The 24,903-nt window shown below is 41.6% G+C and carries 23 protein-coding genes; 12 read left to right on the top strand and 11 right to left on the bottom strand.

Going from position 1 to position 24,903, the window contains the following annotated elements:
* Positions 1 to 72: 72 nt before the first annotated feature.
* Together QZ407_RS17280 and QZ407_RS17285 are read right to left on the bottom strand one after the other, a co-directional pair.
* Positions 73 to 912, bottom strand: a complete 840-nt coding sequence (locus tag QZ407_RS17280) for an aminotransferase class IV (protein WP_295773445.1) — start codon at positions 910 to 912, stop codon at positions 73 to 75.
* Between the two features lie 20 nt (positions 913 to 932).
* Positions 933 to 1,976, bottom strand: coding sequence for an RluA family pseudouridine synthase (locus tag QZ407_RS17285; protein WP_295773446.1), 1,044 nt, complete (start codon positions 1,974 to 1,976; stop codon positions 933 to 935).
* A 64-nt stretch (positions 1,977 to 2,040) separates the two neighbouring features.
* Here QZ407_RS17285 and QZ407_RS17290 point away from each other — a divergent pair, with 64 nt between their 5' ends.
* The 4 genes from QZ407_RS17290 (at position 2,041) to QZ407_RS17305 (ending at position 6,091) form a co-directional block, all read left to right on the top strand.
* Positions 2,041 to 3,096 carry a DUF6588 family protein gene (locus QZ407_RS17290; RefSeq protein ID WP_295773449.1) on the top strand — a complete coding sequence of 352 codons (1,056 nt, stop codon included), beginning with the start codon at positions 2,041 to 2,043 and terminating at the stop codon, positions 3,094 to 3,096.
* Positions 3,097 to 3,105: 9 nt separating this feature from the next.
* A complete protein-coding gene (locus QZ407_RS17295; protein ID WP_295773451.1) occupies positions 3,106 to 3,993 on the top strand; it encodes a pyridoxal-phosphate dependent enzyme in 888 nt (295 codons plus the stop codon).
* A gap of 123 nt (positions 3,994 to 4,116) precedes the next feature.
* On the top strand, positions 4,117 to 5,439 hold the full coding sequence (gene lat / locus QZ407_RS17300; protein ID WP_295773454.1) for an L-lysine 6-transaminase: 1,323 nt from the start codon (positions 4,117 to 4,119) through the stop codon (positions 5,437 to 5,439).
* 223 nt (positions 5,440 to 5,662) lie between these two features.
* Entirely contained in the window at positions 5,663 to 6,091 is a 429-nt protein-coding gene (locus tag QZ407_RS17305; protein WP_157539659.1) for a hypothetical protein, read from the top strand.
* Positions 6,092 to 6,228: 137 nt separating this feature from the next.
* Here QZ407_RS17305 and bshB1 read toward each other — a convergent pair whose 3' ends face one another.
* The 3 genes from bshB1 to QZ407_RS17320 are packed head-to-tail and all read right to left on the bottom strand — an operon-like array spanning position 6,229 to position 8,084.
* A complete protein-coding gene (gene bshB1, locus QZ407_RS17310) occupies positions 6,229 to 6,948 on the bottom strand; it encodes a bacillithiol biosynthesis deacetylase BshB1 (RefSeq protein ID WP_295773584.1) in 720 nt (239 codons plus the stop codon).
* Positions 6,948 to 7,466 (bottom strand): glutathione peroxidase, encoded by a 519-nt coding sequence (locus QZ407_RS17315; RefSeq protein ID WP_295773457.1) that lies wholly within the window; start codon positions 7,464 to 7,466, stop codon positions 6,948 to 6,950. Before QZ407_RS17315 ends, bshB1 begins: the two co-directional genes overlap by 1 nt.
* 3 nt (positions 7,467 to 7,469) lie before the next feature.
* On the bottom strand, positions 7,470 to 8,084 hold the full coding sequence (locus QZ407_RS17320) for a DUF4294 domain-containing protein (protein ID WP_295773460.1): 615 nt from the start codon (positions 8,082 to 8,084) through the stop codon (positions 7,470 to 7,472).
* Between the two features lie 109 nt (positions 8,085 to 8,193).
* Between QZ407_RS17320 and QZ407_RS17325 the strand changes: the two genes are divergently transcribed.
* The 7 genes from QZ407_RS17325 (at position 8,194) to QZ407_RS17355 (ending at position 17,809) form a co-directional block, all read left to right on the top strand.
* Positions 8,194 to 10,425 (top strand): bifunctional (p)ppGpp synthetase/guanosine-3',5'-bis(diphosphate) 3'-pyrophosphohydrolase, encoded by a 2,232-nt coding sequence (locus QZ407_RS17325; protein WP_295773463.1) that lies wholly within the window; start codon positions 8,194 to 8,196, stop codon positions 10,423 to 10,425.
* A gap of 214 nt (positions 10,426 to 10,639) precedes the next feature.
* A complete protein-coding gene (locus QZ407_RS17330; protein WP_157539664.1) occupies positions 10,640 to 11,107 on the top strand; it encodes a transcriptional repressor in 468 nt (155 codons plus the stop codon).
* Positions 11,108 to 11,336: 229 nt separating this feature from the next.
* Positions 11,337 to 12,614: an adenylosuccinate synthase gene (locus tag QZ407_RS17335; protein ID WP_295773471.1), complete on the top strand. Its 1,278-nt coding sequence runs from the start codon at positions 11,337 to 11,339 to the stop codon at positions 12,612 to 12,614.
* A gap of 280 nt (positions 12,615 to 12,894) precedes the next feature.
* Positions 12,895 to 13,746: a prephenate dehydratase gene (locus tag QZ407_RS17340; RefSeq protein WP_295773474.1), complete on the top strand. Its 852-nt coding sequence runs from the start codon at positions 12,895 to 12,897 to the stop codon at positions 13,744 to 13,746.
* A 121-nt stretch (positions 13,747 to 13,867) separates the two neighbouring features.
* The gene (locus QZ407_RS17345) at positions 13,868 to 14,998 is read left to right on the top strand and encodes a chorismate mutase (RefSeq protein ID WP_157539667.1); all 1,131 of its coding nucleotides are present in this window, start codon (positions 13,868 to 13,870) and stop codon (positions 14,996 to 14,998) included.
* Positions 14,999 to 15,155: 157 nt separating this feature from the next.
* Positions 15,156 to 16,445, top strand: coding sequence for a 3-phosphoshikimate 1-carboxyvinyltransferase (gene aroA, locus QZ407_RS17350; protein ID WP_295773478.1), 1,290 nt, complete (start codon positions 15,156 to 15,158; stop codon positions 16,443 to 16,445).
* Positions 16,446 to 16,540: 95 nt separating this feature from the next.
* Positions 16,541 to 17,809, top strand: a complete 1,269-nt coding sequence (locus QZ407_RS17355) for an anthranilate synthase component I family protein (RefSeq protein ID WP_295773481.1) — start codon at positions 16,541 to 16,543, stop codon at positions 17,807 to 17,809.
* A gap of 131 nt (positions 17,810 to 17,940) precedes the next feature.
* Here QZ407_RS17355 and QZ407_RS17360 read toward each other — a convergent pair whose 3' ends face one another.
* The 5 genes from QZ407_RS17360 to QZ407_RS17380 form a co-directional block, all read right to left on the bottom strand.
* Positions 17,941 to 18,804, bottom strand: a complete 864-nt coding sequence (locus tag QZ407_RS17360; protein ID WP_295773484.1) for an AMP nucleosidase — start codon at positions 18,802 to 18,804, stop codon at positions 17,941 to 17,943.
* Positions 18,805 to 19,074: 270 nt separating this feature from the next.
* Positions 19,075 to 20,313: an ATP-dependent Clp protease ATP-binding subunit ClpX gene (gene clpX, locus QZ407_RS17365; RefSeq protein ID WP_295773486.1), complete on the bottom strand. Its 1,239-nt coding sequence runs from the start codon at positions 20,311 to 20,313 to the stop codon at positions 19,075 to 19,077.
* Positions 20,314 to 20,408: 95 nt separating this feature from the next.
* The gene (gene clpP / locus QZ407_RS17370) at positions 20,409 to 21,128 is read right to left on the bottom strand and encodes an ATP-dependent Clp endopeptidase proteolytic subunit ClpP (protein ID WP_295773488.1); all 720 of its coding nucleotides are present in this window, start codon (positions 21,126 to 21,128) and stop codon (positions 20,409 to 20,411) included.
* Positions 21,129 to 21,426: 298 nt separating this feature from the next.
* On the bottom strand, positions 21,427 to 22,779 hold the full coding sequence (tig, locus tag QZ407_RS17375; RefSeq protein ID WP_295773490.1) for a trigger factor: 1,353 nt from the start codon (positions 22,777 to 22,779) through the stop codon (positions 21,427 to 21,429).
* 130 nt (positions 22,780 to 22,909) lie between these two features.
* A complete protein-coding gene (locus QZ407_RS17380; RefSeq protein ID WP_295773493.1) occupies positions 22,910 to 23,719 on the bottom strand; it encodes a hypothetical protein in 810 nt (269 codons plus the stop codon).
* Positions 23,720 to 23,834: 115 nt separating this feature from the next.
* Here QZ407_RS17380 and QZ407_RS17385 point away from each other — a divergent pair, with 115 nt between their 5' ends.
* Entirely contained in the window at positions 23,835 to 24,080 is a 246-nt protein-coding gene (locus tag QZ407_RS17385; RefSeq protein ID WP_295773496.1) for a hypothetical protein, read from the top strand.
* Positions 24,081 to 24,163: 83 nt separating this feature from the next.
* Here the strand turns inward: QZ407_RS17385 and QZ407_RS17390 are convergent, their stop codons facing one another.
* Positions 24,164 to 24,886 (bottom strand): head GIN domain-containing protein, encoded by a 723-nt coding sequence (locus tag QZ407_RS17390; RefSeq protein ID WP_295773500.1) that lies wholly within the window; start codon positions 24,884 to 24,886, stop codon positions 24,164 to 24,166.
* Positions 24,887 to 24,903 lie beyond the last annotated feature (17 nt).

Genomic DNA, 24,903 nt, shown 5'->3' on the forward strand with positions numbered 1-24,903 from the left:
CAGAATTAATGAACTTACAGAATCCAGTTCAATCTTGTAATTCTGATAGGGTTGAATTCGGCAACTTCTGATTCAGACCAATTTATTCAGCTCATCAATCAATATTTTGCTCAACCCATTGAAATAACGTTTAATACCGTAGCCTATTACCCATTGTATACCTCGTGTTGCATTGGTAATAAATACTTCATCAGCCTGGTGAAGTATGTCGGGGTTAATTTGAGCTTCGGTTACAGGTATTTCGAGCGAAATGCATAAGTCGATGATTTTTTTACGCATTATACCGGCTACACAGCCTTCGCTTAAGGCTGGTGTATATAAGTGCTCGTTATACCATACAAACACGTTTGAGCTTATGGTTTCGCATAAAAAACCTTGCTGATTTAAGATGAATACCTCATCCAGTTTATGCTGGTTTTTGTATAGGCCTGCCATTACGTAAGGCAATGCATTACAGGTTTTATAATTAGAAAGGAAATTTACCGGCTTGGTAAGCTCAGTATAAACATCCATAATTAAGCCTTTTTGGTTAAGGCGGTAACCTGAGGTTTCCTCGGGTACCAGCTCCAAACACCAACCCGATTTATTATCGTCGGGCGTGTAAAGTCCGCCGGCATCGCGGTATACCGTAAGCCTTAAACGGCCGTTTTTTGCTTTGTTCCAAGTTGCAAGTTCCTCGGCTTTTTCTTTTAAAAACCAGGCATCAAGCAGGCTGTAACCTTCCAGCTTCAAAACTTTCATACCATTTTGCAGGCGATCGGCATGCATGTCGGCAAATTTAAGCTGACCATTAATCAGCCTCATACTCTCAAACAAACCGTCGCCGTACCTGAATGCACGGTTATTTAACGGTATTATAGCGCTATCGGCCGCTAAAAGCTGACCATTAAAATTTACAAAAAGAGGCATCATTGATTAAGAGTAACAAAGAATCAGGCGTTTTGCTCTACCGTGGCTGCAATATATTTACGCCATTTTTGTAGAACGGCTTCAAAATCATCAGGTAAGGGAGCCTCAAAATTAATATATTTACGAGTAGTGGGATGAACAAAACCCAACGTTTGCGCATGCAGTGCCTGGCGCGGAATCAGTTCAAAACAGTTTTCAATAAACTGTTTGTATTTGTTAAAGGTAGTACCTTTCAAAATTTTGTCGCCCCCGTAAGTGGCATCACTAAATAACGGATGACCAATATGCTTCATATGGGCTCTTATCTGGTGCGTGCGCCCGGTTTCAAGCTGGCATTCAATTAGGGTAACATAGCCAAAACGCTCCAACACCTTATAATGAGTAACCGACCATTTGCCTTTTTCCTCGCTATCATAAATACTCATAACGCGCCTGTCGGCCACGCTGCGGTTTATGTAGCCGGTTACGGTGCCGTCATGCTCTAAATCTCCCCATACCAATGCAACATACTTACGGGTAATAGTGTGCTCAAAAAACTGACGCGCAAGCCAGGCCATAGCGCGTTCATTTTTACTGATAAGCAGCAAGCCCGATGTATCCTTATCAATACGATGCACCAGCCCCGGCCGGCCGTCATTACCCGGCAGTGTAGGCAATTGCTGAAAATGATATACCAATCCGTTAACCAGCGTACCCGTGTAGTTATTATAACCAGGATGTACAACCAAACCCGGCGGCTTATTAATAACCAGTACATCGTTATCCTCGTAAGCAATATTAAGCGGAATATTTTCGGGGTATACTTCAGTATCACGCGGCGGGTGCGGTAAAACCACCGATATCACGTCTAATGGCTTTACTTTGTAGCTTGATTTGGCTTGCTTTTCGTTTACAAGCACGTTACCCAACTCAATAGCATTTTGAATACGGTTGCGTGAGGCGTTTTCAAGCTTATGCATCAAAAATTTATCAATACGCAGCAGTGACTGGCCTTTGTCAACCACTATGCGCATGTGTTCAAATAAATCCTGCTCTTCTGCCTCGTTCAAAATACTATCTGTAGCCATTGGCACAAAAATAAGGCTTTTTTTGACCGCCAATGTTCAGGTAAAATTTTTATTACATTTACATATGAAAAAATCCCTAATCATAACTGTTACAACTATTTGTGTACTCAATTTAAGTGCAAAAGCACAGGATGGTATTTCACAATTATTAAAATCGGCACCTGGCGATGCCAATAAATTACTTAATGCCTATGCCGATCCGCTTTTCAAAGGCTTTGGTACCGGGCTTAATAACGGCTGGACAAACACCGCGAAAACAAAAGGACTTCTTAGATTTGATTTGCGGATTTCGGCATCAGGTGTGTTTGTACCCACCGCCGACAAAAGCTTTGATGTAACCAAAATTGGCCTTTCCAGTAACACACGCTTAAAAGCAGGATCACCTGCCTTTACGCCCACTATTGGTGGTGAAAAAGGCGCTACTCCGGCAACACTTGAACTATATTCAGACAATGGATTGAAAGTTGATGAGTTTACACTTCCAAAGCGTGTAACGCCTGTTGTACCTGCTCCGCAATTACAATTAACGGTTGGCCTTATAAAGCACACTGATGTAACCCTTAGGTTTATTCCTAAAACTAAGCTGAGCGATAATGTAGGCTCAGTAGGGATGGTAGGTTTCGGCTTGAAGCACAACATCATGGAAGATATTTTTGGCGGTGTAGGCGGCAAACTGGTACCCTTTGACCTGGCACTGGCAGCAGGTTATACCCGCTTTAATTATATGTTGCCTTTGGAGGTACGCCCCAGCGGCAACCGTTTACCCGAGCCAGCAAGCGCAGGGAAAACCGACTTTTCTAACCAACGCCTGGAAGGCCATTTCAACGGCTTTAACCTGCAGGCACTCTTCTCAAAAAAACTTTCGGTTTTTACACCATTTGCTGCTGTGGGCTATAACACCGCCAAAACAAATGTAGGGTTGTTAGGAAACTTTCCGGTTACCAGTGGCTTGGCTACCTACACCGTTTACACCGATCCCATCTCCATCAATAAAACCAGCATTAATGATGTGAAGGTTGATGTTGGCTTCCAACTTCAACTTGGCTTTTTCAACTTCTACACTTCGGGCAGCTTAGCCAAATATAAATCGGTTAACGCAGGTATAGGTTTTGGGTGGTAACTTTACTGCATGAAGTTTGACTTGGAAATATTCAGCCCGGTTGATGCCTGGCAGCATCCGCTGTTTGCACAAAAAGGGCTGAATGTTTTTATTAAGCGCGATGATATGATACATCCGCTTATATCGGGTAATAAATGGCGTAAGCTTAAATACACACTCCAAAAGGCTCATTCGCTTGGTAAAATGCACCTGGTTACATTTGGCGGAGCCTTTTCCAATCATTTGCTGGCTACTGCATCAGCAGCGGCAAAGTTTGGCTTTAAATGTACCGCATTTGTACGTGGTGAGGATGTGCAAAACGACACCCTGTTTTTATGCCGCCTGCATGGCATGAAGCTAATATTTACCAACAGGGATTCCTACCGTAACAAAACGCAACTTTTTGAAGAACACTTTGGCGATGACAAAGCTGCCTATTTCATTGATGAAGGTGGCGCATGTGCCGAAGGTGTGCAGGGCTGCGCCGAACTAATAAGTGAATTACCGTTGGTTTATCAACATATATTTTGTGCTTGCGGAACCGGAACAACCGCCGCCGGCATTATTAAGGGGCTATATGAGAACCTATTACCAACACACTTTCACGCAATCCCTGTTTTAAAAAATGGTGGCTTTATGCGCGATGAAATTAATCGCTTCCTTAATTTCGATGCAGATTATAACCTGCATACTGACTATCATTTTGGCGGCTACGCCAAAACTACGCCCGATTTAGTTGACTTTTTGCAAAGTTTTACATCGTCAACCGGCATATTGATAGAACCTGTTTACACCGCAAAAATGCTGTATGCTTTGCTTGATTTGGCTGCTAAAGATGCCTTTGAGCCAGGCAGCAACATACTGGCTATTCACAGTGGTGGACTTTTCGGACTGCTGGGAATGAAAAAGAAGTTTTAAGCTCAGACACGAGAGGTAAGAGCCAAGAGCTAGGACTTAAAATAACACATTCGTATGACCTATGTCTGTTTATCTTGTTTCCTGGCTCTTGTTTCTTGCCTCTGGCTTCCCTAAGTTTGTTATATGCCAATTAACCCTAAAAACGTACAGCAAATTTTAGAAAAGCATCTCATTGCCGATGGCTTTGACCTGACTTTTGACATGGAACGGAGCAAGGGCGTTTTCATTTACGATTCAAAGAACGACCGTACCCTGCTTGACTTTTTTACCTGCTTTGCTTCGGTGCCTTTAGGCTATAACCACCCGGCTATGCTTAATGATGAGGCTTTTAAAAAAGACCTGATGCTGGCGGCGCTGTCAAACCCATCAAACTCTGATATTTATACAACACAATACGCGCAGTTTGTTGAAACTTTTGACCGTGTAGGCATACCCAGTTACCTGCCTCATGCCTTTTTTGTAGCCGGCGGAGCGCCTGCAATTGAGAATGCATTGAAAACCGCAATGGATTGGAAAGTACAAAAAAACTTCAAAAAAGGGTATACCACCGAAAAAGGCCACAAAGTACTGCACTTCGAAAAAGCTTTTCATGGCCGTTTGGGTTACACACTTAGCCTAACCAATACCCTACCGGTTAAAACCAAGTGGTACGCAAAATTTGACTGGCCAAGGGTTACTCACCCAACCGTACAATACCCCCAAATGGAAGCCAACTACGATGACCTGTTAAAACGTGAGGCCGAGTCAATAGCTCAAATCAAGCAGGCCTTTATTGACCATAAAGATGACATATGCGCCATTATTATTGAGCCTGTACAGGCCGAAGGAGGCGACAACCACATCAGGCCTGAGTTTGCTCGTGAACTACGCATTTTGGCTGATGAAAACGAGGCGATGCTTATTTATGATGAGATACAGGTGGGCGTTGGCTTAAGTGGTAAGTTTTGGTGTCACGAACACTTTGGAGAGGACGCACGCCCGGATATTATTGCATTTGGCAAAAAAATGCAGGTTTGCGGTATGCTGGCTGGTAAACGCGTTGAAGAAAACGAAGAAAACGTTTTTAACGTGTCATCGCGCATCAATTCTACCTGGGGTGGCAACTTGGTTGATATGGTACGCTCAGGCAAAATACTTGAAATTATTGAACAGGACAATTTATGTGATAAGGCTGCCACCACCGGCCAATACCTGCAACAGGCATTGCACAAGCTGGCTGCCGAGTTTCCTATTATTAGTAATATACGAGGTAGAGGCTTGTTAACCGCATTTGATTTTGAAGACCGTGCCACGCGCGATAAATTCATAGCAGGTGGAATTACGCATAATGCCATGTTCCTTGGATGCGCCGAAAAGACCATCCGTTTCAGGCCTGCACTAACTATTGAAACCGAGCATATTGACTTAGGAATAAATATTATGAAAGATATATTTAAGCAACTATAATGTAATAATACTGCTACAGCCGCGCTGCTTTGACGTTTTGCTTACATTTTTTGTTTTTACAGATACTATTATTGCGCATAGTAAGTTTAATTAATAAAAATTACAACTTTAACTATATCTGCGCGTTTAAGCGTTGTTGCTTTCAGGTAGTTTTACTTGGTTTTTCAGGTAAAATCACCATTTCAACTTTAAACAAATAAGGGATCTACTACTACTAATTACAATGAGCAAACAAACTGAGAAATTGAAGAAACAGCTTCTTGAAATTTCGGATGTAATCAATGCGTTTCAATCTGAAGCCGTACAAGTTAAGATAATTGACAGATTACTGGATACTATGGTTGACTGGGACCGCGAGAGCGAAGACAGCTACAACCGCAAAACCATGCGTTTACAATCTGATGAAAGCCGCAGCAATAGCGGTAGCCGTAAACCGGGAGCGACTAAAGTATTGAACCAACTGCTGCAAACAGATTATTTTGATAGTCCGCATAGCATAGCTGACATAGCAAACCACTGCAAAGACCAATATGATTCGGATTTTAAAACATCTGAACTGTCGGGCATATTGCTTAAGCTGGCAAATGAAAGCAAGCTACGCCGCGAAAGAAGCGAGGAAAATAATCGCTTTGAATACGTGAAAGCATCTTAATTAAAGTGCTAAAATAAAAGAGCCAGGAATCAAGACACCTACTTATGTTCTTAATTCCTGGCTCTTTTATTTTGAATATATAAGGCTAATCAGCTTCCAATCTTGTTTCTTGGCTCTTAACTCTTGCCTCTCTCCTTCTATCTCAGGTCAAACAAACTCTCAACACCTAATATTTTACGCGAAGTGAAACCTTCGGCATAGCGTGCCTGTATGGAACGGCCCAACTCTCCTGCGCGTGCTTCCACGTTCTGAAAAAATTCGGGAGACGAAATGTAAGTTTGAGGCTCATCGGCCCACTCGGGGTTATGAAACTGCGAGCCGTAAGCCTTTATGCTATCCATTTTACCTTGCCAGTAAGCGCTTACATCAACCAAAACATCGGGTTTAATGTACATATCCTGAATGAAGTGCAAAAGCTGCTTTGGTCTCCAGGCTTCCTGAGGCTGTCCGTTATCAAAAGTTTGAATTTTTCGCAAGCCTGATAAGAAGCAGGCTGTTTGTACAAGGTCGCTTGCCCGGCCATGATCGGGATGGCGGTCATGGTAGGCGTTGGTAATCACAATCTCAGGCTGATAACGCCTTATCACTTCAATTACCTTTAATTGATATTCGGGCGTGTTCTGAAAAAAACCATCGGGAATTCCCAAATTGTCTCTAACAGCCAGTCCTAATATTTTGCCTGCAGCCTCAGCTTCTTTAATGCGTATTTCGGGCGTACCGCGTGTACCAAGTTCACCGCGGGTTAAATCAACAATACCCGATTTTTTGCCCATAGCGTTATGCTTTAAAATAACACCGGCGCAACCAAGTTCGGCATCGTCGGGGTGTACGGGCAACACTAAAATATCAAGTTTGATCATGCTATTACCAAATGATTATCAGCCACCAGTAACTCGTTAATTTTCCGTTTTACCTTAGCTGCTGTGGGTTTGGTGAAAGGATAAAAGAAATCAACCACATGACCGTTCCTATCAATCAGGTACTTATGGAAGTTCCATTTGGGTGATGATTGTATGCGGCCATTCTCGCGTTTGTTGCTCAAAAAGCTGAATAACGGATGCACTTCTTTACCTTTAACATGTGTTTTGTTAAATACGGGGTAATGTGTTCCGAAGTTGATGCTGCAAAATTTGCTGATGCCGGCACCGCTTAAAGGCTCTTGACCGCCAAAATCATTTGAAGGAAAAGCAAGTATTTCAAAATCCTGCCCCTCAAACTCGCTTCTTAAAAGCTCAAGTTCTTTAAGTTGTGGGGTAAAGCCGCATTGCGAGGCTGTGTTTACAATTAATAAAACTTTGTTTTTATAATCGCCCAAGTTCACTTCTTCACCGTTCAGTTTTTGAACACTGAAACGGTAAATACTCTGTTCGTCCATTTATTAATTATATCTGTTGGAGTAATAGCCGGCCTGTCGCAGTATGGCTTCAATGTCGCGCTCCTGTTCCGGGTCGTACGTTTCTTTCAAATTGTGGCCAAATATACGTGCTACAGATTGAAACATAAAGGCCTGAAAGCCGCCTTTTAATTGTTTGGCAAGTTCATAGCTGGTTGTACCTACTTCGCGGTCAATAAGCTTTATTAAAATCTCGCCCTGAGTAATAGTCAGATTTTTAATTTGAGCATTAAACAGCTCCTTCACTTCCTTTTCACATGTTTTTACCAATTCCTTTTGCTTATGCTTATCAGAGGTCAGGGCCAAATCACGCTGTAACTGGCGGTATTTATCGCCCGCTATACGCGCATACGGAATAACTTTGTAAACATTGTAACGTAAGCGGTAGTAAGCTTTGCGGTCGGCCTCACTTGGCCATATACGCACGCTTACAACAGGTACCTCTGGCAATATTACCCAGGGAACCAGCTCGCCTTCGTAATTAGTTAAGTAAGTTTTAATGGTATCATTTTTGCCCACTTTTGGATGTGGCAGCTGATTTTGTGAGCGCGTACGCCCCGCAAAACAGCAAAACAATAGCATTAAAACAATATATTTCATATATTTACTTACTTACAAAAATAGTGCTAATTTTTAGTGAAATAAAAATCATTGTGCGAATTTATTTTTATACGCACTTATATGATAAAAAGTTAACAAGCGCTTATAAATGAAAGATTTAGTGATTGATCTGGAAGCCGAAAAAGCGGAAATACTAAAACGTTACCGTGCGCTGCTGCGTGCATCAAAATCAACCCTTCAGAAGGGCGATAAAAGGATGATACGCAAAGCCTTTGATATGGCCCTGGAAAGCCATAAGGATATGCGTCGCAAATCGGGCGAACCTTATATTTACCATCCTATAGCAGTTGCGCAAATTGCGGCCGAAGAAATTGGCTTAGGTACCACTTCAATTGTTTGTGCTTTATTGCATGACGTGGTTGAAGACACCGATGTTACCCTTGAAGATATTGAACGTGAGTTTGGAAAAAAGGTAGCCAAAATAATTGATGGCTTAACCAAAATTTCGGGTGTTTTTGATACTAACAGCTCATTACAGGCCGAAAACTTCCGTAAAATGCTGCTTACCCTGGCAGATGATGTAAGGGTGATACTCATAAAACTTGCCGATAGGTTGCACAACATGCGCACCATGGAGTTTATGCCGCGCGATAAGCAGCTTAAACTATCGTCGGAAACGGTTTACCTGTACGCACCGCTTGCGCATCGTTTGGGCTTGTATGCCATAAAGTCAGAACTGGAAGATCTTTCTATGAAGTACATGGAAAGGGAAACTTACCAGTTTATTAAGAAAAAGCTTAATGAGAAAAAAGCAGAACGCGAGAAATTTATACAGGATTTTATTCACCCGGTTGCTGCTGCGTTAGAAAGCCAGGGACTTAAAGCCGACATTTTTGGTCGTCCGAAATCCATCCATTCCATATGGAATAAGATGAAGAAGAAAGCCATCCCGTTTGAGGAGGTTTATGATTTGTTTGCCATACGTGTTATACTTGATAGCGCACCTGAAAACGAAAAAGCCGATTGCTGGAAAGCTTACTCCATAGTAACTGACTCTTACCGGCCCAACCCCGATCGTTTGCGCGATTGGGTATCTTCACCTAAAGCCAATGGCTATGAATCATTACATACTACTGTAATGGGACCACGCGGCCAATGGGTGGAGGTTCAAATACGTACCAAGCGTATGAACGAAATTGCCGAGAAAGGCTTTGCAGCTCACTGGAAGTACAAAGAATCATCTAGCGATAGCGGGCTTGACCAATGGATTCATAAAGTACGCGAATTGCTGCGCAACCCCGACAGCAATGCACTCGACTTTTTGGATGATTTTAAAATGAACTTATTCAGTGATGAAATATTCATTTTTACACCAAAAGGTGCACTTATACAATTACCATCCAACGCAACAGCGCTCGATTTTGCCTTTGAGATACATACAGATGTAGGCGCAAGCTGTATTGGAGCCAAGGTGAACCACAAACTGGTTCCTTTGAATTATAACCTGCAAAATGGTGATCAGGTTGAAATTATAACATCAAGCAAGCAAACACCAAAGGAAGACTGGTTAAACATCGTAGTTACAGCCAAGGCTAAGGCTAAAATTAAATCTTCGCTTAAAGAGGCAAAACGCAAGATAGCCGAAGATGGCAAGGAAATATTGGAGCGTAAGCTGAAATCGCTTAAAATTTCATATAATACTGATAATATTCACAAGCTTACCAACTACTTCAAATTACTGTCCAGTCAGGATTTATTTTTTAACGTAGCTAAGGGCGTTATTGACCTTAAAGACCTTAAAGAATACCAGGCCACCGAAAAAGTGGTTGAGAACAAGCCTCAGGATAAAATTGACAACGAGCAGGTACAAAGCCTTATACGCACCATAAAATCAAAAGACAGCGATATATTGCTGATTGGTGAGGATATGCAAAAGATAGATTACAAGCTGGCAACCTGCTGTAATCCTATTCCGGGCGATGACGTGTTTGGCTTTATAACCGTAAACGAAGGCATCAAAATTCACCGCACTAATTGCCCCAATGCTGCTAAACTGATGGCCAACTACGGTTATCGTATTGTAAAAGCACGCTGGACCAATCAGCATGAGCTGGCCTTCCTTACCGGCTTGCGTATTACCGGTATTGATGATGTTGGCTTAATTAACAAGCTTACCACCGTTATATCAACCGACTTTAAGGTGAACATGCGCTCGCTTACCGTTGATAGCGATAACGGTATTTTTGAAGGAACCATTATGGTGTATGTAAATGACACCATACATCTTGACAACCTAATAAAACGCCTTAAACAAGTTAAAGGCGTAACAGGCGTAACCCGCTTTGACTCGGCCCCTACCCCTGTTGAGAGAGCGTCTTAAGAGAGATGCAAGAACCCAGAGACAAGAGCTAAGAAATAAGATTGAAATGTGTAGAGGCACAATACTTTGTGCTTCTACACTAATATATTAAAATCTTGACTCTTGTTTCTTGGTCCCTGTCTTTAACATGTCATCTTGGGTCTTGTTTCTTGTCTCTTGGTTCTCTATTTCATCCAATAATTTCTACCTTTGAATTCTTAACTGTTTTAATATTATGCCTCTACAGGAAACCATTGATATGGTTAAAAAAATTTTCGAGGCGTATCTCGAAAATAAAAGCCTGCGTAAAACGCCCGAGCGTTTTGCCATTCTCGAAGAAATTTACTCGCGCAATGATCACTTCGATGTGGAATCGTTATACATTCACATGAAGAATAAAAAGTACCGGGTAAGCCGCGCAACCGTATACAATACACTCGAATTGCTGGTATCATGTGATTTGGTTACCAAACACCAGTTTGGTAAAAACATGGCCCAGTTTGAAAAATCTTACGGTTACAAGCAGCATGACCATATTATTTGTATTGACTGTGGCAAGGTGGTTGAGTTTTGCGATCCCCGCATTCAGCAAATACAAAGTATGATGGGCGATTTGTTAAAGTTTGACATTAAGCACCACTCTTTGAACCTATACGGCAACTGCACTAAACTACGCGAAGGCGTTTGCGACCGTAAAAACTAAGCTCGCCTGTAACGCTGTATGTTTCTGAAATACAATGACCAGAAACAAAATAAGTGTTGACAGATGCTGATATAATCTTACTTTTGCGCTTTAAAAAGTTAGATATAAATAAAATACACATATACGTCATGCCGGATTTATTTCGGCATCTTACAGCAAGATTACGTTGGACACTTGTAAGTAAGATGCAGAAACAAAATTCGGCATGATGATTTTAAAATCAATTTAAATGGCTGTTGATGTTTTATTAGGACTCCAATGGGGCGACGAAGGCAAAGGAAAGATTGTTGACGTACTGAGCGCCGGTTATGATTTAATTGCACGTTTTCAGGGTGGGCCAAATGCAGGCCACACACTTGAGTTTGACGGCAAAAAGTTTGTACTAAACACCATTCCCTCAGGTATATTTTTTGCAAACACCATGAACCTTATTGGCAACGGTGTGGTTATTGACCCTATTACCCTTAAAAAGGAATTAGATAAACTGAAGGATGCCGGTCATGATTTATTGGCTAAAGGCAACCTGATGATTGCTAAAAAAGCTCACCTTATATTACCTACACACCAACTGCTTGATGCCGCTAATGAAAAGAAGATGGGCGATGGCAAAATTGGTTCAACATTAAAAGGTATTGGCCCAACTTATATGGACAAAACCGGCCGTAATGGCTTGCGTATTGGCGATATTACCCTGCCCGACTTCAAAGAGCGTTACGATAAACTGGTGCATAAACACACTTCTATGTTAGAGGCCCTTTACGGCGATGTGGTTGACTTTACCGAGCGTGAGCAAGCGTTTTTTGAAGCTATTGAGATCATTAAACAATTCCCGCTGGTTGATTCAGAACATTTAGTAAATGATTACCTTAAACAGGGTAAAAAAGTACTGGCCGAAGGTGCACAGGGCGCTATGCTTGATATCGACTTTGGTTCGTACCCATTTGTTACGTCATCAAACACCACTACAGCGGGTGCTTGTACCGGTTTAGGTATTGCTCCAAGCAAAATTGGTGATGTAATTGGTATTTTTAAGGCTTATTGTACCCGTGTAGGTGGAGGCCCCTTCCCTACCGAATTGGATAATGAGTTGGGTGAAGAACTACGCCAGTTAGGCCACGAGTTTGGCGCAACCACCGGCCGTCCACGTCGTACCGGCTGGATAGACCTGCCTGCGTTAAAATACGCCATTATGCTCAATGGTGTTACCCAACTGGTAATGACTAAAGCCGACGTATTAAGCGGTTTCGAGAAAATTTACGCTTGTACTCATTACAACTACAATGGCGAAACCATAGATTACATGCCTTACGACATTTGTACCATTAAGCCTGAGCCTATACTACAGGAAATTGATGGTTGGCATGAAGACATTACCGGTATTAAGGAACTATCTGAAATTCCGGCAAGGCTACAATCATATATGAACTTTTTAGAGGAGCAATTAGGCGTTCCCGTTAAATATCTTTCAGTTGGGCCTGATAGGGTTCAAACACTGGAAATGCACTAATTGGTAGTTTTAGAAAGAACAGCGTAAACAATGCCTGCAATTGGCAGCAAACAAAATTTGGTTAAAACACTTTTTTTGAAATTTTATCTTGACAAGTTAAATTTTACTTGTACATTTACTCCCGATAAATAACACATGAAAGTTAATAACGCATTCGGTTTTGGTTTCTATTACTTTTACTTTAGCAGTAAGAGCCGGGACTGATATGCTTAACAAAGACATATAACAAAACAAAAAAGTCCCGGCCCAACAGCCGGGACTTTTTTCATTTAACAGGGTTATGGAAATTACAACGCCACGTGTGGCAATTCAGGGTATCCGCGCATCGTTTCACGAAGAAGCCGCCTTTAAGTACTTCGGTACCAACATACAAACGGTGGAGTGCAACTCGTTTAAGCAAACCTTTGAGGCACTTAAAAATAAGCAGGCCGACTACGTGGTAATGGCTATTGAAAATAACATCGCCGGTAGTATTTTACCTAACTACTCGCTGCTTATGAGCTACAACTTCCCCATTGTTGGCGAAGTTTACCTGCCCATTCAGCTTCATTTTTTAACCCTGCCCGGCGTTAAGTTCGAAGACATAAAAACGGTTATCTCCCACCCCATAGCCCTGCGTCAGTGCATTGATTTTATGGACGAATACCCGCACATTAAAGTGGTTGAAAGTAATGATACCGCCGCTTGTGCCAAACGTGTACGCGATGAGCAACTAACCGATACAGCTGCCATAGCCAACAGCCTGGCAGCCAACTTGTACAAGTTAGAAGTAAAGGAACGACGTATAGAAAGCAACAAAAAGAATTTTACTCGTTTCCTCATCTTCACCAGCCATGAGAATGCCAAGAAAGTAAGCTCCAATAAAGCATCTTTATGCTTTCAGGTAAGTAACGAGGTTGGCGCGCTTGCCAAAGTACTTAATATACTGGCCGAACAGGAAATAAACATGAGCAAAATACAAAGTATGCCGGTGCTGGGTAAGCGCAACGAGTACAACTTTTATGTTGACGTTGAATGGCAGCAATCTCAACAATATGATACCGCTGTACGCCAAATACTCAGTTACACCAAAAACTTTAACATACTGGGCGAGTACGAAAGGTACATTGATGACGTAGTTAATGGATCATAGTTGACAGACCACAGTAGTAAAAACAGCAAATAGATAAACAACAATATTTAAACAATTAAACAACAATTCACGGTTCTATGAACTATCATCCATGAACCATGAACTCAAAACCAAAGCAAATATGAAACTCGATTTAAAAATACAGCCACTTAGCTCTTGGATTACTGCTAAGGCTCAGCCATTATTAATTGCCGGCCCATGCAGCGCCGAAACTGAAGACCAACTAGTTGCAACCGCACACTTGCTAGCTGCTACGGGTAAAGTTACCGCCCTGCGTGCAGGTATTTGGAAACCACGCACCCGTCCGGGTGAGTTTGAAGGTATTGGCAGCATTGGTTTGGAGTGGTTAAAACGCGCCAAAGCCGAAACTGGTTTACCAACCGCCGTTGAGGTTGCTACCGCAAAACACGTTGAAGAAGCTTTAAAAGCAGGTGTTGATATCCTTTGGGTAGGCGCACGTTCAACTGCTAACCCCTTCACCGTGCAGGAAATTGCTGACGCCTTAAAAGGATCTGATGTGCCAGTAATGGTTAAAAACCCGGTAAACCCTGATATTTCATTATGGATTGGTGCTTTAGAGCGTATCAACAACGCGGGCATTACTAAACTGGCTGCTATTCACCGTGGTTTTTCATCGTATGAAAAAACTGCGTTCCGTAACGAACCAATGTGGGATTTGGCCATCAACCTTAAAACCCATGCTCCTGAGTTGCCTATCATCTGCGATCCAAGTCACATCTCGGGTAACCGGGAGTTGATACCTTATGTATCGCAAAAAGCATTGGATATGGACATGCAAGGCTTAATGATCGAGTCGCACATTGACCCATCTGTTGCCTGGACCGATGCTAAACAGCAAGTTACCCCATCGGCTTTAAGCGAGTTAATTGACCGTTTAACGCTGCGTCAGCCTGAAGTGGTAAACACACAGGTTAAAGATGCATTAGCTGAGTTGCGCAATAAAATTGACAAAATTGATGACCTGGTTATTCAAAAATTAGCCGAGCGTATGAAAATTGTTGAGCAAATTGGTAACTACAAAAAAGATAATGGCATCACCATTTTACAGGTTAACCGTTGGGACGAAATTTTACAGAAGCGTTCAAACTATGGAAAAGCATTAAACCTGCACGCTGACTTTACGGAAAAGCTTTTGGAATTGATCCACAGCGAATCTATCCGTAAACAAACCGAAATTATGAACGCCGGTCAGGGTGAGGCCCCTGTACAGGAACAATTGACACATTCTTAGTAGAGCTGTTAAATAACCTGTTCCTTTAAAAATATTGTCATTTCGAACAACAAAGAGAAATCTTGTTATAGCGGATAAGATTTGCATAACTATCAGAATCCCTCAGTATTGTTCGAGATGACATTTTAAAATTGAAAGATTAATACAACAGCCTACCATGTCAAAAAACCTAACGGTTAGCCGTAATAATAAAATTGTTAAAGCCACCATACAACTCACAGGCTCCAAAAGCGAGTGCAACCGTGCATTGGTAATTGAGGCGTTGAGCAAGGGTAAGGTACAGGTAACCAACGTATCAGACGCTGCTGATGCTGTGTTACTGGCGGGAATATTGAGAGGGGAGAATTTAGGGATCAGAAGCCAAAATCAGGAATCAGGCGTCAGACCTCAAACCTTAGAAACACCCGCAACCGTAAACATTGGCCCGGCCGGTACGGCTATGCGCTTTTTAACGGCTTACTTTGCCTTGCAAACCGGTGAAGTGTTGCTTACCGGTACCGAGCGCATGAAACAGCGCCCTATTGGCATTTTGGTTGATGCTTTGCGTGAGTTAGGTGCCGAAATTGTTTACGCCGAAAATGAGGGTTTCCCTCCCTTGAATATTAAGGGCGGCTTTGAGCAAAAGACGAATCAAATTACTATTAAGGGCGATATCAGCAGTCAGTATATTACCGCTTTATTATTAATAGCCAACAGCCTGCCAAAAGGTTTAGAGCTGCATATTGATGGCGAATTAACCTCGCGCCCTTATGTGGAAATGACCTTGAGCATGCTGAAACAGGCGGGTGTACAACACCAATGGAATGACAATGTAATTAGCATTGCGAACCAGGACTTTGTAGAAACCAGCATTTGGGTTGAACCCGATTGGAGCGCAGCTTCGTACTGGTATTCGGTTGCGGCACTGGCCGATGAGGCGGAGCTTTTCCTGCCGGGATTAACCTCGTACAGCCTCCAAGGCGATAGCGTAATTACCGAGCTGATGGCCAATTTTGGCATCACCTCTCAGTTTAAAGATGGTGGTGTGTATTTAAAGAAAGAGCCAAAGCCAATTCAACGTAAAATATTTGACCTTAAATCATGCCCCGATTTGGCTCAAACCCTAATTGTAGTGTGTGCGGCTTTAGGCCACGAGGCTACGTTTACAGGTTTAGAAACGCTAAAAATTAAGGAAACCGACCGTATTGCCGCACTGCAAAATGAGCTGGCTAAAATGGGGGTTAAACTGATTGAGAAACCCCTGGTTTATAAACTGGACTGCAGCGAAAAGTTTATACCCGAAAAAATAACCATTGCCACTTACGAAGACCATCGTATGGCGATGGCCTTTGCGCCGCTGGCTTTAATTATACCACAGGTAGAGGTTGAAGAAGCTATGGTTGTTGAAAAATCTTACCCTGCATTTTGGGAGGATTTTAAAAAAGCCAGTTTTGAGGTAGTATTATAATCTGCTGCTGTATTTTTAAATCGAAAGATATTTGTTGTTTATTAAGGCCGGAAGTTCCGGCCTTTTTTATTTAACTGCTATTTTTGCAGCAACGTATGATATTTGAGATAGCCGACATTCCCTTATTTAAACAAAAGGCCTTACAATGGGCGGCAACCCATGAGGTTTGCTCCTATCTCGATTCAAATAGCCACTCTAACGGTTATTCTAAATTTGATGCACTTATTGCCGCTGGCGTTAAAAGCGAATTAATAGCCGGCGCGGGCGATGCTTTCAATAAACTCAATCAATTCAGGCAACAACATACCGGCTGGCTAACCGGCTTTTTAGGGTATGATTTAAAAAACGAAACTGAGCAATTAAACTCTATCCATACGGACAACCTCCACTTCCCTGATCTGTACTGTTTTGAGCCTGAACATCTAGTTATTATCAAAGGTGAAGTGATTGAGATACTGTCAGATAATGCCGAGCAGATATTTGCCGAGATAAACGAAAAGGAGCTGTATCCTATTCAAAAACCCAACGGTTTAAACCTTAAGGCACGTTTTAGTAGGGATGAATATATTCAAACATTTGATCGCATTAAACAGCATATTAACCGTGGTGATATCTACGTAACCAACTTTTGCCAGGAGTTTTACGTCGAGAACGCAATTATTCATCCTGTAAGTATTTTTAGTGAGTTAAACAGTATATCACGTACGCCATTTGCCAGCTTTTTTAAATATCATCAACAGTATATTCTGTGTGCATCGCCCGAACGTTTTTTAGCTAAGCGTGGTGATAAACTCATATCTCAACCTATTAAAGGTACAGCCCGCCGAGGCTCAACCGAAGCTGAAGACAACGCTATTAAAATTGCCCTGCGCAATAATCTTAAAGAGCAGCAGGAAAATGTAATGGTGGTTGATATGGTACGCAATGATCTCACAAAATCAGCCGTACCAGGCACTGTAAAAACTGAAGAACTATTTGGAATTTATAGCTTTAAGCAGGTGCACCAAATGATATCGACGGTTACCTGCGAGTTACAAAATGGATTACCAGGGGTTGAAGCTATCCGCAACACCTTTCCTATGGGGAGTATGACCGGCGCGCCTAAGGTTAGCGCTATGCAGCTTATGGAGCAGTATGAGCGCACAAGGCGCAGCATCTATTCAGGCGCGGTTGGTTATTTCAGTCCGGATGATGACTTTGATTTTAACGTTGTTATACGAAGCATTTTATACAATGCAAATGAACGCTACTTATCTTTTGAGGTTGGCAGCGCTATTACTTTTGATGCCAAAGCTGAGGATGAGTATGATGAGTGTTTACTCAAAGCCAAAGCAATTTTAGAGGTACTACAGGTGAAACTATAGTCCCTTAACACTAAAAATTTCATATCGATTGATAACGAGAACCTTGTATAACCAAGCCGGATTATATCCTGCTTCATCAACAAGGCTGCTCTTTATCGTTCGAAATGACAGCTTCGACAGATTAAAGTATATTAGAACTTAAGGTGTTTTACCGTGAATCCGTTGTTGATTAATTGCTTCAACGATTCAATACCTACTTTAAGATGAGTTTCTACATACTGCTCTGTTACTTTCGAGTCGCTTTCTGCAGTTTTAACCCCTTCGGGTATCATTGGCTGGTCTGATACTAACAGCAGTGCTCCGGTTGGAATTTTGTTGGCAAACCCCGTAGTAAAAATAGTAGCCGTTTCCATATCAATGGCCATGGCGCGCAAGGTTTTCAAATACTTCTTAAATTCTTTATCATGCTCCCAAACGCGGCGGTTGGTGGTATAACATGTTCCGGTCCAATAATCGCGTGAAAAATCGCGTATAGTGGTTGATATAGCCTTTTGAAGCGCAAAGGATGGTAGTGCCGGAACTTCTGGCGGTAGATAGTCATTCGATGTTCCTTCGCCTCGTATTGCTGCTATAGGTAAAATCAAGTCGCCTACCTGGTTTTTCTTCTTTAAACCACCGCACTTGCCTAAAAATATAACAGCTTTGGGGCTTATAGCTGTTAGCAAATCCATTACGGTTGCTGCAACCGGGCTGCCCATACCAAAGTTTACAATGGTAATTCCGTTTGCCGTTACACTTTGCATTGGCTTATCAAGGCCCATTACCGGTGCGTTATCGTTCCACTCCGAAAACAATTGCAGGTATTTTGAAAAATTTGTAAGTATAATGTATTTACCAAAATCATTCAGCGGACGGCCTGTATAACGTGGTAACCAGTTGTTTACAATAGATTCTTTTGATTTTAAACCGCTTTTAACCGGCGACTGCACCTCTTTTACGTCTTTAGCATTTTCAACAATTTTTGCGTCTTTTTTTATTTCTATCTCTTCATTCATATTCTTTTCTCCTTTCTTTTTAATTATTGATTTACAGTTGTACGACAAAGCCCCGGGGGCGTGCCGGCGGTTGTTTAAATCAACATATTATTTTTGTTATTAACGTTAAGATTGCTTTAATGTTCCGTTCGCGACCGGAGGCATCAGCGAGCAATTGGTATACGGGTTTTCACCGAAATCTGCGGATACAACAAACCCCGGCGTTTCACCAGGGTTGTGTGTTTTGTATATGAGATTTTACAAATATACGAAACTATCTGTAAAATGCAACTATGCTACTTTTAACTTCTTTAAATCTGATTTCTCAAACTTCTCGTGAGCATAATCTAAAGTTACATTCAGGCGTTTAACATCCTTTTTAGAGGGGAATTCAAACATGGCGTCAATCATGATGGCTTCACATATTGAACGCAGGCCGCGTGCGCCCAGTTTAAACTCCATAGCTTTATCAACAATAAAGTCAAGCACCTCATCATCAAACTCAAGCTTAACGCCCTCGTAGTCAAAAAGCTTTTTGTACTGTTTCAACAAAGAATTTTTTGGCTTAGTAAGGATGTTGTGCAGCGCATCACGATCAAGCGGATTGAGGTAGGTTAACACCGGTAAACGGCCAATCAACTCCGGAATCAAACCAAACGACTTTAAATCCTGAGGGGTAATATACTTATACAGGTTTTTAGTGTCAACTTCGTTATCGTCGCGCTTTAACTTGTAACCTACAGTTTGCGTACGCAAACGATTGGCAATTTTACGGTCAATACCATCAAAGGCGCCACCACAAATAAAAAGGATATTGCTGGTGTTAACCGAAATCATTTTCTGATCAGGATGTTTACGTCCACCTTGCGGCGGTACGTTTACCATAGTACCCTCTAATATTTTCAGTAAGGCCTGTTGAACGCCTTCGCCTGATACATCGCGCGTGATAGAAGCATTATCGCTTTTACGGGCTATCTTATCAACCTCATCAATGTATACAATACCACGCTCGGCAGCTGCAACATCGTAATCGGCAGCCTGCAGTAAGCGGGTAAGTATACTTTCAACGTCTTCGCCTACGTAACCAGCCTCGGTTAATACCGTAGCATCTGAAATACAAAAAGGAACATTTAAAATCTTGGCAATGGTTTTAGCCAGCAGGGTTTTACCCGTGCCGGTTTCGCCCACCATCATAATGTTCGATTTTTCTATCTCTACCTCATCTTTATCTACACGCTGATTAAGGCGTTTATAGTGATTATAAACAGCAACGGCCAGCACTTTCTTGGCATCGTCCTGCCCAATAACATACTGATCAAGGTGAGACTTAATTTCCGCAGGCTTTAATATAGTTGGCGCAGATGATGTTGTTTTCACCTTACGCACTTTAAGCTCTTCGGCCAAAATCTCATTGGCCTGATTCACACACTTGTCACAAATGTGAGCATCAAGCCCGGCTATCAGCATAAGAGAATCCTGCTTTCCTGCTCCACAAAACGAACACCTGATTTCCTTGCTGTTCTTATTCATCTGATAAAGATTTGGTAACCAAATATAAAAAACTAAACCAACTTAATTAGTAATAACCATAATTAAGCCGGTTTAGTGTTAAAAAATAAAATATATTATTTCTCGGTGTTGCGGCTCAAAACCTCATCAACCATACCAAAGTCTTTGGCTTCATCGGCAATCATCCAGTGGTCACGGTCTGATGCTTCCCAAACTTTTTCGTAAGGGGTACCGCTATGCTTAGAGATTATTTCATAAAGCTCTTTCTTAAGCTTTTGAATTTCGCGGGCTGTAATTTCAATATCAGAAGCCTGACCTTGCGCACCACCAAGCGGCTGGTGAATCATTACACGTGAGTGAGGTAAAGCAGCACGTTTACCATCAGCACCTGCACAAAGCAACACAGCAGCCATTGAGGCAGCCATACCTGTACATATAGTAGCTACATCATTAGTTACAAACTGCATGGTATCATATATACCTAAACCGGCATATACCGAGCCACCTGGTGAGTTGATGTAAATCTGAATATCGCGTTTTGCATCGGCCGATTGCAAAAACAGCAATTGTGCCTGAATGATGTTGGCTATATTTTCATAAATAGCATCGCCTAAAAAGATAATGCGGTCCATCATCAAACGTGAAAACACGTCCATTTGCGCTACGTTCATCTGACGCTCCTCAATAATGTAAGGCGTCATGTCAACAGGGTGAGCAATGGCTTGAGGCATCATTTTATGCTCAACGCTTGAAATAAATTTATCAACAAAAATGCTGTTAATGCGGTGATGTTTAACCGCGTACTTGCGGAATTCGTTTTTATCGATATTACTCATTTTGTAAAAGATTTCTATTTAAAAATCTGCGCATCCGGCGCAGGCGGTTTTCTTATTGTTGTATAACTAAGTGGAGCAAATTATAAAAATATCACCTTAAATCAATAGTAAGGTTTTCCACCTGTATTACTGCTACATTCATGTGTCATTCCAGACTAAAAATCTGGCGTTATACTGCGAGCTAAACAACATTCTGTAAACTAAGTTTCTCAAAAACAAAAAAGCAACTCCTGTGAAGAAGTTGCTTTTGTTATTTGTAATAAAATCCTACCCTTGTAAGGAAAGAATTTTGTGATGATTACTCTTGTGGTAATTTGCTAAACTCGTCAAAAGTGATTGGCTTTTCATCTAAAGTAAACACGCTTTTCAGGTGCTCAAATACTTTAAGTGATTTTGCTTCTTCAAAAATGCGGTTGGCGTTTTCTTTATCCTGTAAGAACTGTACAGCGTACTGATCTAATTGCTCCTCGCTAATAGGCTGAGGGCTATACATACGGAACTGCTGATCGATACGTGCTTTAGCAATATTAACAACATCAGTATATTCAATTTTAATGTCGTTGTCAGTTACAATCTTATTGCCTATTAAAGTCCACTTAAGATTTTTAGCAAAATCAGCATAACCACCTTCCAACTCCTCATCGCTAAGTTTTTCATTAGTTGCTTTTAACCAACGTTTCAAAAACTCGTCAGGAAGTTCAAAATTTACTTTATCAAGCACGTAAGTGTACATTTCGCGCTGTAATTTCTGGTCAGCGTCTTGTACCATCATGCCTTCCAGCTCTTCGGTAATTTTGGTGCGGAACTCTTCTTCAGTAGTTACTTCACCTTCGCCAAATATTTTGTCAAAGAACGCCTGATCTAAATCAGATTCTTCTAAACGGTTTACATTTTTAACCGTTAATTGGAACTTTGATTTTAAATCAGCAGCTTCCGCTTCTTCAATTTTAAGTAATGCAGCTACGCGTGCAGCGTCATTATCAAAAGCTTTCTGAATATCAAATTCAACTACATCATCCTTTTTTAAACCGATTAATGATGCTTTGATAGCCTCATCTTTAACCTGATCTAAACGTACAGATGCAGTATTGCTTATTCCATCTTCAAAAACAGAACCATCTGGCGAAAGTTGCTTTAATTCGGCATAAAGTACGTCACCATCTGCCGATACGTCAGGGTTTGTCATTTTACCATAGCTACGGCGCAGGTTTGAAATGCGTGAAGCTAACGTTTCGTCATCAACGCTTATTTTGTAATTACTTAATTTATCTTTTGATGAAAAATCAAGGGTAAACTCAGGAGCTAAACCAACTTCGTAGTTAAATTCAAAGTTGTCAGCAAAATCCCAGTTATAGGTTTTGCTGTCATCAACCTGTGGTAAAGGCTGACCTAAAACTTCTAATTTCTCTTCGTTTAAGTAGTTGTTTAGCGTATCTGATAACAGGTTGTTAATCTCATCAACCAGGATGCTTTTTCCATACATACGTTTAACGTGTGATGGTGGCACCATACCTTTACGAAAGCCCGGAATCTGAGCTTTTTTAGCCTGATCTTTAATAGCTTTATCTACACGTGCCTGATAATCCTCAGCGTTGATGTTGATTTTGATAACCGCGTTCAGGTTATCTTTCTTTTCCTGTGATATATTCATAATTTATACCTGAATGATAGATTTAACAAACCACCGTACTTAAGACGCAATGCCATAGGCGGTTTTGGAGCGCAAAGGTAAGTAATTAATTTTTTATTTCAGCCACTTAATCATCAGTAGATTATGTGTGCTACACCTCAACCTCATTTGATTGGTACAGCAAAAGGGCGGCGCATAAATCAGCCATTAAAAAACGTTCATCAGCCGTAAGGCCATCATGCAGGTAAACGGTGCCGCTATTGAGTAGCGACACAGCAGCAACAGAGAGCCCGGCAGCATTGCTTATTTCAAAACCTACCAGGCAGGCCGGCATTTTGAGCGGGCCATTTTTGCCCATTAAATGTCTTATGGGCCTTATTGTATAATATTTTTCTTGGTTAAGCGCAAAGTAACCGGCGTAATTGTTAGGATTGAGTTCAACTGCATCCATGTCAAGTACCAGCTCCCACAGAGTTTCGGCATCAGGGGCATATACCTGCACATAATAGCTATTCTCGAGCGTTGACGGCATTCCTAAAACTTTGTTTATCCAATTAAAATTGAGTTCAACTCCCCCGCCCGCCAGGTAGCTTTTTGAATTAAGCTGATTGAAGGTAAGCACAAGCGCCTCTTTACCTTTGCCGTTGCTTAGCGTAAACCGGCGCGATGACTTGCTTTTTTGGGTAAGCATACCCACCGTTTTATTATTAAGCCCGGTTAGCCTGCCGTTCATGTCAGTAGCTACTGATGAACTCTGTGTAGAAGATGTTTGAACTTTTGTGGTGTAGAAATCGCCAAAGCGAAGTGGCTTTTTCTGAAGAACAGTTTGGCTGCGGCCGGTAACAGCATAACCAGCATTATTTTTCCAGGCATCGTTGGTTAAAGCCATGCGAGGGGTAGTACAACTTACTAACAAGCATAAGGCAGCTCCCAGTAAAAGCAGTAGTAATTTATTATCCATTGTGAAAGGTTGATTTTTAAAGTAAATATATTGGCATCGCTATACTGCCGCAACGCATACATTGACCTTTAAACTAAAACAAGGTTTAAGTGTTACACTAAAAATTGCACTGAAGATGATGAAAAGTAAAATAGCATTGCTGAGCCTCGCCGCAATGCTGATGTTAAATATAACAACCGGATGCAAGGCTAGTAAAACAGGTACAAAAACCACGTTTGATAAAAACAATCCTGTGCCTGCCAACCCGGCCAACGCCGATTCAAGCGGCACATCGCCTACGCCAAAGCTTACGCCGGCACCTGTGCCAAACAACAGGCCTAACCCGGTACCAAACCCTCCGCCACCTGATCCGCCGATGTAATTTAAATAAACCGGCGTTTAAATTAAATTTTGCAACAACGCTTTAAAAAAAAATACCCTCTTTTTGTGAAGAGGGTATTTGTTTTAGTTAACCTTTTTAACTGATGCGGCCCCGGCCTTATCGGTCTTTACATCGGTTGGGTTACCGCGGTATTGAATATCTGAAGCCCCCTGGCTATTAACCTCTAACGATTTAAGCACGTTGATCTGGCATTCAGCAGCACCTGCGGCGTTTATTACGTATTTACCTGCAACAAAGTCAAAAGCTTTTAACTGAGCTGTTCCGGCTACTTCCATGTTATGTGAGGCAGCCTGACCTTTTAAATTTATTTCTGTTACACCTTTTACCTGTGTGAGTAAGTCCGCAGCACTTAGGTCAAGATTAATTTTGTTGGCCCCTGAAAACTGCAGCTTTAAGTTTTGAGTATTGATACGACCATCTGACAACAACTCAATTGAACCAGCACCAACCACTTCACTTAACGATTTAACATTAAGATTGACAACTATAGGTGCATCGTTACAAATGTTTTTACGGGTGTATATGCGCAACTTGTCGCCGCTAACCTCGGTGCGTATGTATTTCATCAGGTTGTCATCTGTAGTAACAGTTAATTGCTTTCCGGTATCTTGTTTAAGGGTAACTTTAAATCCACCCGAAATATCAATTTTACTAAAGTTTCCTAGTTGACGCGTTTCGGTAGCCAATTTACCAGAGCCTTTGATACAACCAATGTGGCATGATGATAAAGCCAATGCACCAACAGCGGCAACAGTAACTAAAAATAAAGCAATACGATTTTTCATGTATGAATGATTAACAA

It is taken from the genome of uncultured Mucilaginibacter sp. (assembly GCF_913773635.1).
Classification (GTDB): Bacteria; Bacteroidota; Bacteroidia; order Sphingobacteriales; family Sphingobacteriaceae; genus Mucilaginibacter.